This window comes from Schleiferilactobacillus shenzhenensis LY-73 (assembly GCF_000469325.1).
Classification (GTDB): Bacteria; Bacillota; Bacilli; order Lactobacillales; family Lactobacillaceae; genus Schleiferilactobacillus; species Schleiferilactobacillus shenzhenensis.
This window is the reverse complement of sequence record NZ_KI271622.1, coordinates 1-11,132: the sequence shown is the minus strand read 5'-3', so window position 1 is coordinate 11,132 and position 11,132 is coordinate 1. Positions and strand designations below refer to the sequence as shown.

At 53.0% G+C, this 11,132-nt stretch carries 10 protein-coding genes; 4 read left to right on the top strand and 6 right to left on the bottom strand.

Features of this window, described 5'->3' with window-relative positions; all coding sequences use genetic code 11:
* Positions 1-268: 268 nt before the first annotated feature.
* Positions 269-586: a hypothetical protein gene (locus L248_RS14680; RefSeq protein WP_040537114.1), complete on the bottom strand. Its 318-nt coding sequence runs from the start codon at positions 584-586 to the stop codon at positions 269-271.
* Between the two features lie 160 nt (positions 587-746).
* On the opposite strand from L248_RS14680, the gene L248_RS14675 reads away from it, so the two are divergent.
* The 4 genes from L248_RS14675 (at position 747) to L248_RS14660 (ending at position 6,518) form a co-directional block, all read left to right on the top strand.
* Complete coding sequence (locus tag L248_RS14675) at positions 747-1,973, top strand: AIPR family protein (RefSeq protein WP_022531045.1); 1,227 nt, start codon at positions 747-749, stop codon at positions 1,971-1,973.
* Between the two features lie 495 nt (positions 1,974-2,468).
* A complete protein-coding gene (locus L248_RS14670; protein WP_022531044.1) occupies positions 2,469-3,956 on the top strand; it encodes an ISLre2 family transposase in 1,488 nt (495 codons plus the stop codon).
* An 88-nt stretch (positions 3,957-4,044) separates the two neighbouring features.
* The gene (locus L248_RS14665) at positions 4,045-5,592 is read left to right on the top strand and encodes an Eco57I restriction-modification methylase domain-containing protein (protein ID WP_022531043.1); all 1,548 of its coding nucleotides are present in this window, start codon (positions 4,045-4,047) and stop codon (positions 5,590-5,592) included.
* A complete protein-coding gene (locus L248_RS14660) occupies positions 5,592-6,518 on the top strand; it encodes a BsuBI/PstI family type II restriction endonuclease (protein WP_022531042.1) in 927 nt (308 codons plus the stop codon). Before L248_RS14665 ends, L248_RS14660 begins: the two co-directional genes overlap by 1 nt.
* 168 nt (positions 6,519-6,686) lie before the next feature.
* Here the strand turns inward: L248_RS14660 and L248_RS14655 are convergent, their stop codons facing one another.
* The 5 genes from L248_RS14655 to L248_RS14635 all read right to left on the bottom strand — a co-directional run.
* On the bottom strand, positions 6,687-6,995 hold the full coding sequence (locus L248_RS14655) for a hypothetical protein (RefSeq protein ID WP_040537112.1): 309 nt from the start codon (positions 6,993-6,995) through the stop codon (positions 6,687-6,689).
* 86 nt (positions 6,996-7,081) lie between these two features.
* Positions 7,082-7,663 carry a uracil-DNA glycosylase family protein gene (locus tag L248_RS14650; RefSeq protein ID WP_022531040.1) on the bottom strand — a complete coding sequence of 194 codons (582 nt, stop codon included), beginning with the start codon at positions 7,661-7,663 and terminating at the stop codon, positions 7,082-7,084.
* A 41-nt stretch (positions 7,664-7,704) separates the two neighbouring features.
* Complete coding sequence (locus L248_RS14645; RefSeq protein WP_040537111.1) at positions 7,705-8,994, bottom strand: RNA polymerase sigma factor sigma-70 region 4 domain-containing protein; 1,290 nt, start codon at positions 8,992-8,994, stop codon at positions 7,705-7,707.
* Between the two features lie 25 nt (positions 8,995-9,019).
* A complete protein-coding gene (locus L248_RS14640) occupies positions 9,020-9,415 on the bottom strand; it encodes a hypothetical protein (protein ID WP_022531038.1) in 396 nt (131 codons plus the stop codon).
* A 257-nt stretch (positions 9,416-9,672) separates the two neighbouring features.
* Positions 9,673-11,132: ISLre2 family transposase (locus tag L248_RS14635; protein WP_052000100.1), on the bottom strand; the 1,460-nt coding region annotated here is incomplete at its 5' end.

Genomic DNA, 11,132 nt, shown 5'->3' with positions numbered 1-11,132 from the left:
TGGTAGACCGTTCCTCTTCCTTAGGCTTCAGTGTTGCACTTCGGTTGACAATTCGGGCAGAAATTTGTTTTGTCCTTCGCTTCGAAATAGCACAGGTACAGTAATTGAGCAAAGCTGATCCCCCACACTTCTCGGCGGGTTTCGGCAAAAAGGCTCAGGCTCGCCCTGTCGTTTCTTTACGCGTTCATCGCCATTCAAGCCGTGACCCGACCCGGATTGCTCACGCTGCATCGTTTGGGCTGGCCGTGTAGAAATTCTGGAGAAATGCTCAAAGAGTGTTGTCGTCAGGTGTCGAATCGATTCCGCCCTCACGGAGGTCGATAAACAAGTCAAAGATATCAACGGGCGCCTCATCAAGGATCAAAGCCACCTTCCAAAGCGTTTCGAGCGTCATGGCGGTACTCCCGCTTTCAATATTTCGCCAAGTATCGATACTAATCGTAAATTGGCCATCATCATCGAACAGCGCAAGTCGACTCTGTAAGAAGTCATTGAGAGATTGGCCCTGGGCGTGTTCAACTCGTTTTCCCCGGACCCATCTCCCGATTTGAATGTCTATGGGGGATTTAACGTGTTTTCTAGTCATTTTTAGCAACCACCTTATGAGTGTCTAAAATCTTGTCGAAACTATCCGATAAAATGATTGTACCATAGTACATAACCTGGGTGGACTTTCACTCAACCAGATCGTAATATGAAGACATTCAAAAAGCAGCAGAGACACACACAATAAGGGGGCATCATTTATGTCAATCAATACAAAGCCAGATACAACCGTTACGTTCAAAGTGGAATCCATGCGCACCTTTCCAATTCCCAAGGAGCTCCTCGGAGAACGCCACGAGAAGCAGTACCGCGCTTTGGTAAATTTCGAAGCGTTACCCAAAAATATTTCTACTGAGGTCAATCCGCGCGACCAAAAGATGACAACAAAGGTCGGTCGCAGCCTGATCGCCGGCGTAACCAATACCGAAACCGATTTTTACCTGAACAATCGGGGAATTTTGATTTCAGCTAAGTCGGTGAAGTACAATCCAAACACCAGCGAGATTACGATTGACCTGGGCAGTCCAGATAACGATGCCAGCCCGCAGTACGGTATTATTGATGGCGGCCACACATATCGGGCGATCATCGATAACCTTAAGCGAGTCATCAATCCAGAGAAGAAATTTGTCCAACTCGAAATTATTACGAATATCGATAACCTAGTGGCACTGAACTCTGCCCGCAACAGTTCTGTGTCCGTTTCAGAACCCGCACTGGCAAATCTGGCCGGGAAGCTTGACTTCATCAAGCAGTATCTAGAGGGAAGCCCGCTGGAGAACTTGGTTGCTTACCGTGACAACGAAGACAAGCCCATCGATGTTGTCGAACTTGTGCGCTTAATGCTTGCCCTCAACCCTCAAGAGTTTGGGGAGAACGATGCGCCAACGGTCGTATATAACGGTGCTTCGAATGCGTTCAAACGATTCGAGAAGGCATGTGATTCAGCCAACGGCGACGTGGAAGAAACTGTGTATGGTCCCTTGGCTAAGATGCTGCCGCAACTGGTGGCGATCTATGAACACATCGAAAGTAACATGGGTAAGTACTATAGTCAGTACAAGTTGAGCAATGGGCAAAACAATACTCGGTTTGGCGGTGTGAGCGGGATCACGCCATCAAATAAAACCCAACAGTATACTTCCTTTACTCGCCAAGCAATTGACTATGGTGTTGCTTCGGGCTACGTGTTCCCAATCTTTGCCTCTCTCCGAGCGCTGCTCAAGTATGACGCAGCCGAAAACACTATCCATTGGCAAACAGACGACGTACCCAAGTTCTTAGACATCGTTGGCCCGCAACTGGCTGAAAAAGCATTCGAAAGCCATGGCAATAATGCCAACAAGACAGGTAAAGATCCGCAGGTTTATAAGGATATGTACCGCATCGTGGAATTGGCGATGTTCAAAAACTTGTCGCATGTGTAACCCGCCATTCACAAATACCGCATTACGCTTGCATGACCGCCAGTAAACGTGCTCTTCCTCGAGCGGAGGAAACAGCACTTTCTAAGACGATACGAGAAACTGAGAGCCTGGCCGGATGGCCGGGCTTTTTAATACCCGCAAGATGCATGGAAGAAAGGACGGCAAGACCAGAGAGAGGCTGAGGTGGCAGCATCTGATACTTTTGGGATATACGTTTGGTCATTAGCGTGGGAACATACGATAACACTGACGGTAATCAGCTCCCTAAGTATGAATCTCCGGGCAAAATTAAAAACATCCATTTCAACTTTCTACACAAAATGACGAGATTGTTGAGTTTTGCGAACACACATACGCGTTGTGTGCGCCTTTCTTCCGCTTTTTCGTCCCACTTGCTTAGTATAAAATCTTTCCCGGTAAGGTCTTTTCAAACAAGAAGAAGACCGCTAGTCTTCTAGTATAGTCACCACACCAACTAGAAAGAAGCGGTCTTCCATGAACATCAGTGTAGCAGATTGTTTGGTTTGCTTACAGGGGCAAACGACGTTATTTAAAGCCGAGGAGGCTTTCTTCCAACTCATCTTTACCAAGGCCACGGAATTGTTCGGTCTGGCTTTGGAGAAGCTGGATAAACAGCTTTATCAGAAAACAAAGGAGAAGCATGCCCCGGGACGAGTCCACTCCCTGGGCCGGGACTCCCGGACGATCACCTTCTGCTTTGGGACTGTGGTGTTCAAACGGCGTCACATCGAGATGCCGGATGGCAGTCGCGTGTATCTGCTGGATGAAGCCCTGGCCTTCCAAGCCCGGCGCCAGTTCTCCCCCTTGCTCATGGCCAAGATCGCTGATTTGGTGGCGGATAGTACAATGCGCCAAGTGGCCAAGGCGGTGACGAGTCTGACCAACTGCTCGGTGACCGCCCCGGCAGTGGATAACATCATGCGGGGCATCGGCCAGGACCTTACCCTAGTGCGCACCCAGGAAGCGAAGGAGGAAGAGGAAGCAGAGCCTGGGGAGAGAAAGAGCGTTAAGGAGCTTTACATCGAGGGGGATGCCTTCATGGTCCGGGGCCGGTGTGCCCGGGGCAAGCGGAACCATCGTCAACGCAACTTGCCCTTCATGCGCACCGTGCATCGTTTCCAGATTTACGAAGCGGTGGAGAAGAACGGCACCCGCCACACGTTGATCAACCGGCATGTGGTAAGCCACCTGAACCGGGTCGTGGCGATCCGTGAGCTAGAAGCCTACTTGATGGCAAACTACGACCTGAGCCAGACGACTGTCTTTACGGGCAGCGATAACGGCAGCGGGTACGAGCCGGAGGTCTTCGCCGACATCGCGGCCGGTGCCTTGCGGGAGATCCACGTGTTGGACCGCTATCACCTCAACCGCAAGATAACGGCACGGCTTAGCGGGTTCCCTCAGGAGATTCGCGAACTCGTCCGGAAGGCGGCCCATACGGGCGATAAAGACAGTCTAGACAAAGCTTTGGACACTTGCCAGAGTCTCGCTGCAGCCGATGAGACAAGGGCAGCTGACCGCACTGAAGACGTGCGGCTATTACGGGATTATTTTGCTCGTAACTGGGCTTCCATCGAACCGCTGGCCGATCCGACGATCTACCGTCAGACACGCTCTCTGGGCTGCTGTGAAAGCAATCACCGGCGTTACACATACCGGCTTAAGCATCAAGGCCGGGCATGGAGCAAAGCGGGATTAGAAGCAATGTTGCGCATCATTGACGCCGAGCAGAACGCCGACTTCTTTGCCAGCTTACAAGAGACAGAGTTACTGGGGACGACGTTTATGCCTGAGGTGGCTGAGACGGCTGAAAAGGACATCAATCTCCAAGCCTTAGGGTTATTTAAAGCACTTCCAACAAAGCACGTTGGTGTGCGTCACGGCGGTATTGGCCGCAACACATCAACCAGCTCCGCATTGGGTCAACTGAACAAACAATTGAACATGGGTAGCTCATACTAGAAGTCCACCGGGTAAAACTTGACACTTACCACTTGGTCTAGCTCGGCCTGTACTACGAGTCGGGTTATAATGGAAGAAAGCCCAGGAAATGGAGGATATCGTCATGCTGGAAATCGGTCAGGATGCTGCGGAATTACGGAAGAGGATTGCGGCAAGTACAAAAGAATTCGTCGACATGTTGAACCGGCCAGAGCAAAAGGCCATCGGTCAGTTCACGACGCCAGCGGCCGTCGCCGACTATATGGCCGACCGACTATTGGCTAACTGGAAGCCAGCAAACGCTTCGGCACCCATCCACATCCTCGATCCAGGCGCCGGTACCGGGGTGTTGGGCTTGGCTTTGGCAGAGAAACTGTTCTCACAGTACCCTGCAGCCCAGGTAACGTTGACTGCCTATGAAAATGACCCGATGGCGGCCAAAGTGCTCCAGCAAAACCTGGCCACCACCCAAGCTTGGGCGAAGGAACACCAATTAAGTTTTGCGTTCACCGTCCGCATGGACGATTACATCCTGGATCATGCCGAAAATCCGGAAGCATTCATCCAGCACGACACCGACACGTATGATCTGGTCATCGCCAACCCGCCCTACAAGAAACTGCGCAAGGACAGCCCGGAGGCGAAGGCAATGCACGTGATCGTGTATGGCGCGCCCAACCTTTACGGCTTTTTCTGGGCAAAAACAGCCATCGAAATAAAAAAGCATGGTCTCAGTGCCTTCATCATCCCCCGTTCTTGGATGAGCGGTGCATATTTCTATCGTTTACGCAATTTTATGTTGGCTGAGGGCAGCTTGATGGAAATCCACTCCTTTAAAGAACGGACCAACATATTCGGTACCACCAAGGTCATGCAAGAACTGGTCATCGTCCTATTTTACAAGGGCGGTCTGGACCACATACGGTTCTGGCAGTTGCCCGATATTCGTCAGCTCGGCCAGGGCCAGGCAGTCGATGTCCCCACTTACCAAGCGGTAACAGGGGCAGAAAAGCGGGTGTACAATCTGGCCACCGCCGCCGATCTGCACGCTCTGAAGTGGGCCCAGTCGCTTTCCAGCACGTTCGCCCATACGTGCCTGCGCATGAAGACAGGTCTGACGGTCGCCTATCGGAACAAGGAATTCCTGGTACAGGAGCCCCAAGTCAATACAGCCCCCATTTTCTTCGCCGACAATCTCCGCCACCATACGGTCAAAATTGGCAGAAAAGGCCCGCAATTTCTGAAAGCCGCTCGGTCTGGCTTATTGCAGACGAATATGGACTACATCTTCATCAAGCGCTTCTCCACAAAGGAGGAACCCCGTCGAATCCAAACGGCCTATTACAGTGCAGCAGACTACCCCGTGTACCGGGAAATCAGTACCGACAACAAACTGGACTTCGTTATCGTGACGAACCTGAACCTAGCGATTCTCAGAGGGGCCTTCCTGGTGCTTTCTTCTACCCAATTCGATCGTTACTATCGATTAGTTAACGGGAATACCCAAGTCAATGCGACAGAAGTTAACGATATGAAGTTTCCTAACGATCAACAGCTCGCTGCGCTCGCTGAACAATTCTCAGTTGATGACCTCAAAACACTAACCCAACACCAAATCGACGCCATCGTTGACGAACACTTCCCAGGAGGTTTGTAATGACCAAAATCGACGACGCCATTCAGATGCTCAAAGACGTGCACTATGCCAGCTCCCTGACGCCGCGCAGCATGGCTGCTCGCTTCATCGTAGCGGCTGCGCATATTCTCCCTGCTGAACGATGGGCGGATACGCGCAATACCCGTATTCAGATCCACGAAGCGCTCGGCTTCTTGAACGCGCATTACGGAACAGCATTACACGCCAACACCCGTGAATCCCTCCGTAACAATGGGCCGAAAGAAATGGCGCGCTTTGGCCTGGCTCAAAGCAGTATGGACACTGGCATGCCGACAAATTCACGGAACGTCCAGTGGACCCTGACTGGCGACTTCTTCACCGTCGTCCATAGTTTTGGCACCGAATCGTATTCAACCAACGTTGCCGAGTTCAACGCCCATCACCAATCTCGTCTGGCCACGCTGCAAGCGGCCCGCCGCGTGCGGATGCTGCCGGTAAACTACAACGGTTTTACATTTCAACTGAGTGCAGGCCCGCACAACACATTGCATAAAGCTGTGTTGGAACAATTCGCGCCCCGTTTTGCTGGCGGATCAGAATTGCTTTACGTTGGTGACACTCGGAACAAAGCACTGCGCTTTAAACAAGCAACGCTCGCTCAGCTGGGATTTTCAATGAACACGCATGATTTAATCCCTGACATTATCCTGTATCAGCCCCAGCGCAACTGGCTATATTTAATTGAGGCCGTCGCTTCTACCGGTCCGATGTCGCCGGAACGGGTTGCCGACTTACGCCGTGCATTCGCCGGGAATGCTGGTCTGATCTTCGTCACGGCATTTCTCGACTGGTCCGAGTACAGAAAGTTCGTCGGCCAAATTGCTTGGGAGACAGAGATTTGGATTGCTGGTGCGCCGGATCACCTGATCCACATGAATGGGGAGGAGTTGCTCGCCCCTCACTGAACGCAAAAATGCGCCAATTCAGCGCATTACTTGGCTCGCTCGCTGTTGAAAACAACCAGCCCACCAATCCTTGCCAGTTTCTAGTGAGCGCATGTCTATCCCTCGGCCGACGTGGGGATCGAATTCAATTTCTAATTACGTCACCCTGCTCCGGCCGCCGCACCACCATCATAGTTCCTTTCCCACGCGTTGTTCGTTGCTATAATTCAGCCCGTCATCTAACGCGTCTTCAAAGTCATAATGGTCGTATTCACCATCCAGCCATGGATTATCCGTGTTGACCGCCTTTGGACGATACACTAGGGTGCCGTCAGGCAATGCAAAAGTTGTGTAAACCACACCGTCCTTCGGCTTAACCGCCTTGGGGACGGTCAAACTAATCGAATGACCGGTCCGCCGTGATTTAACCTCACCGCCGACAATACTTCCGGTGAGATCCAACCGATTATTACCTTTGCTGAGTTGTTGATTAACCATTTTGATCGCCTCCATGCGTCCACACAATATCTACGAATAAACCAGAGGCACACAAAGCCTCGATTTCTCTATTTTGCCATCACGAATCATGCCATCAACTTCCTGACTCGCTTCTGCAAGTCCGGCACGACACTCTCCCGGAACCACGGATTCTTATTCAGCCATCCGTAATTCAACGGCGACGGATGGACCAACGGGAAGTACTCTGGCAGGTAATCCTGGTAATGGGCCACCGTGGCCGTCAGCGTCTTCTGCCGTTTGCGCCCCAGATAATATTTCTGAGCGTATTGCCCGATGAGCAGCGTCAGCTGAATATGAGGCATCAGTGCCAGCACGGGTGGATGCCATTTCTCCGCGAACCCCGGCCGCGGCGGCAGGTCACCCTGCTTGCCCTTGCCTGGATAATAGAAATCCAAAGGGACAACAGCAATCTTGCCGGCGTTGTAAAATTCGTCCTTGGTCACCCCCATCCACTCGCGTAGACGGTCGCCGCTGGCATCGTCCCAGTAGGTCATCGCGGCCTGGGCCTTGCGGCTGGGGGCTTGGCTGACGATGAGAATGGTCGCGTTAGCGTCCGTGTGGTACAAGGGCTGGATGCCTTGGACGGTGAACTCTGCGTTGGCGGGGTCGGCTTGGATGGCGGTGAAGATTTCTTGCGCGGTAGTCATATCGCACCCTCTTTCTTACTTGATCCCCGGATCATTCTCCTTCAATCGCGACTTCGCTGTTTCGTCTCTGTCGTCATTTCTTCCGGCTCACCAAACCAGAGCGGCACCAATCCCTCCGGATGAAACGGCAGTTCTTGCCAGACCGCGTTGGCAAATCGTTGAGAATACTGTGTACTCAAGTTGACTGGCTCATACTGAGCCGCCAACAATAACCGCATTGTCAACTGATGCTGGCGCCAATAGAAGCCGAATTTGCGAGTGGCCAGTCGCGCCATTTGCCCCACCCTTGCCTGTGATAGATGAAGTGTCTCAGCCACCGCCCGTAAGGTCTTACCTTCTTGTACCCGCTGGGTGAAAGCAATCCGATATTTTGGACGCAATGCATTGGTAAAATCAGCAACATGGTCTTGCCAAGTATGAGGATCACTCTGCTGGAAAAGCCCCGCATTCCAAATTACCTGACCATCTTCAAGCCGGTGAACTTCTTTGTCTGCCCACGCTTTACTCGCGCCGAAGTCAGTTTGTAAGAAGAGGGATAACGCCTGCCGCCAACTATTTGAATCAGTAGGCCCAGCCCCGCCTGCGCTCTTCGCGTAATCCGCAATCCGCATGTCCAAGGCCGCCAAAGCACGATCATCATCATTGAAAAGCGGCCGCAAAGCAGTGTCGTCCTCTATGCCAAAATATCGCTCCAAGGGATACAGTACCGTGCCGTGCCTTTGAAGCCAAGCGGCCGTGTCTGCCTGGTTCAATGTAAACAGCGGCAGGACAAGGATGGCCTTAGTGGACACATTCGCCATGGATTCTCGCTTCTCAACAGTGTGCACGTGTTCCTTCAAACATCGCATGAGCCATAACCGGCGGACATGACCAAAACCGTGTCCCTCAAAAATCGCAGTCAGTTTGATTGGCGTGATGTCGCTTACTACTCGGATGCCCAGTCGCAACAAGAGATTGACCAGCAGCGCACTGTTCGGTCCAGTCACAACCGCCGCCACGCTAGTCTGATCATGCACCAAAACGGTGGGCAAATGCGGGGCGGCATCCATAAAGGGCGGCGTGGTGAGGAGGCCAGATGTCATGTAGAAAAATTGGACCACCGCTTCCTGAATCAGCACCGCAGTTTCGGCATCCGCCTGGTCCGCGGCATAATCCACCAATCCTGACAAGGCACGGTGCATTCGCTTGGGTCCGATACCGGCCGTGCGAGCCAGACTCTCCAACCCAGCGGCGGAGAGGTCCGTTGCCGTCAGGATATTATTAACGGCAAGTGCCTTTATAATCGGCCTGTCTCTGGATAACGGAAAAGCTTCCCTGATCGCCTTTGTCATATTCTGATCACTACCTTTCTTACCTTCACTTCTCCTTACGTGTAAACCATGCATACGCCCGCTGACCGGCAGCGACGATTGATCCACCGAGGATCTTGCTTTCAGCAAACTCCTTCGCCCAACTAATTTTGACGTGCGGATAGAACGCATGCCGTTTATCCGCATCGGGCCGTTTGGCCGCTGCTTTTTCATCGGCCACCACTTGGTCAAAGTGGGTGGTGACCAGGGCGGTCAGCGCATGGCGTTGCTTGGTGGTGGCGGCCGGCCAAATATTTTCTAAGTCCTCTGCGGAAAACGCGTTGATCGTGTCGGGTTCCTCCAGCACATCGGCTTTCAGCTCCGCAATGTACATCGCCACCGCCTCTTTTTCACTTTCAGAAACCCGGTGCAGTTCGTCGTCGATCATCATTAATTTGGTCATGGATAATTCCTCCTCAAGTTTATTGGCAAAATAAAAAGTCGCACACGTATGCACGACTTAAGAAACTCAAGAAGGCATCCGTCTATGGTGGAGCACGTTGCCCAGAGGGTACGTTGCTGGCCGGTCATCGTGCATAGCCACTACCGGCGCTCTCGATACGAAACGATTTTTTATTTACCTGTATTGTTTCACGTGGGCGTCGGGTTGTCAATTTGTTTTGCCGATTGGGTAAGTGTCAAGTTTTATCCGGTGGACTTCTAGTATGAGCTACCCATGTTCAATTGTTTGTTCAGCTGCCCCATTGCGGAGCTGGTTGATGTGTTGCGGCCAATGCCGCCGTGGCGCACACCAACATGCTTTGTTGGAAGTGCTTTAAATAACCCCAAGGCTTGGAGGTTGATGTCCTTTTCAGCCGTCTCAGCCACCTCAGGCATAAACGTTGTTCCCAGCAGTTCTGTCTCTTGCAGGCTCTCAAAGAAGTCAGCGTTCTGCTCGGCATCAATGATGCGCAACATTGCCTCTAATCCCGCCTTGCTCCATGCCCGGCCTTGATGCTTGAGCCGATAGGTATAGCGCCGGTGGTTGCTCTCACAGCAGCCCAGAGACCATGTCTGGCGGTAGATTGTCGGATCGGCCAGCGGTTCGATGGACGACCAGTTCCGGCTCAGATAGGCCCGCAGTAAACGCACGTCCTCGGTGCGGTCAGCGGCCCCTGTCTCGTTGCCAGCGGCGAGGCTCTGACAAGTATCCAGTGCTTCCGTCATCGCGTCCTTGTCGGCCGTGTAGGCAGCCTTCTGGACGCGACTAGCGATTCCATCTGGGAACCCGGCCAGACGTTTCGTGATCTTGCGATTGAGGTGGTAGCGGTCCAGCACGTGGATCTCCCGCTTCGCGCCGGCCGCAAGGTCGGCGAAGACCTCCCGCTCGTACCCGCTGCCGTTGTCACTCCCGGTAAAGACGGTCGTCTCGCGGAGGTCGTAGTGTGCCATCACGTAGGCCGCCAACTCCCGGATCGCCACGACCCGGTTCAAGTGACTCACCTCATGCCGGTTGACCAAGGTGCGGCGGCTGCCGTTCTCTGCCACGCCTTCATAAACCTGAAAGCGGTGGACGGTGTGCATGAACGGCAGGTTGCGTTGGCGATGGTTACGTCTGCCCCGGGTGCACCGGCCCCGGACCATGAAGGCGTCCCCCTCGATGTAAAGCTCCTTGACCGCTTTCCTCTTCCCCGGCGCTGCCTCCTCTTCCTCCTTCGCTTCTTGAGTTCGTACTAAGGCAAGGTCCTGACCTGTTGCCCGGACGATGTTGTCCACTGCTGGTGCTGTCACTGAGCAGTTAGTCAGACCAGTCACGGCCTTAGCTGCTTGACGCATCGTGACATCCGCTGCCATGTCTGCGGTCTTGGCCATGAGCAGTGGGGAGAACTGGCGCCTGGCCTGGATAGCCAAGGCTTCGTCCAGAAGGTATACCCGGCTTCCATCGGGCATCTCGACGTAACGCCGTTTGAACTGGACGGTCCCAAAGCAAAAGCTGATCGTCCGGGAGTCCCGGCTCAAGGAGTGGATCTGCCCCGGTGCATGCTTCTCCTTGACCTTCTGGTACAACTGGTCATCGAGCTTCTCCAAGGCTTGACCGAACGTTTCCGTGGCCTTGTTGTTCACGAGCCGAAGATAAGCCTCCTCGGCTTTAAATAACGTCGTTTGCCCCTGTAAGCAAA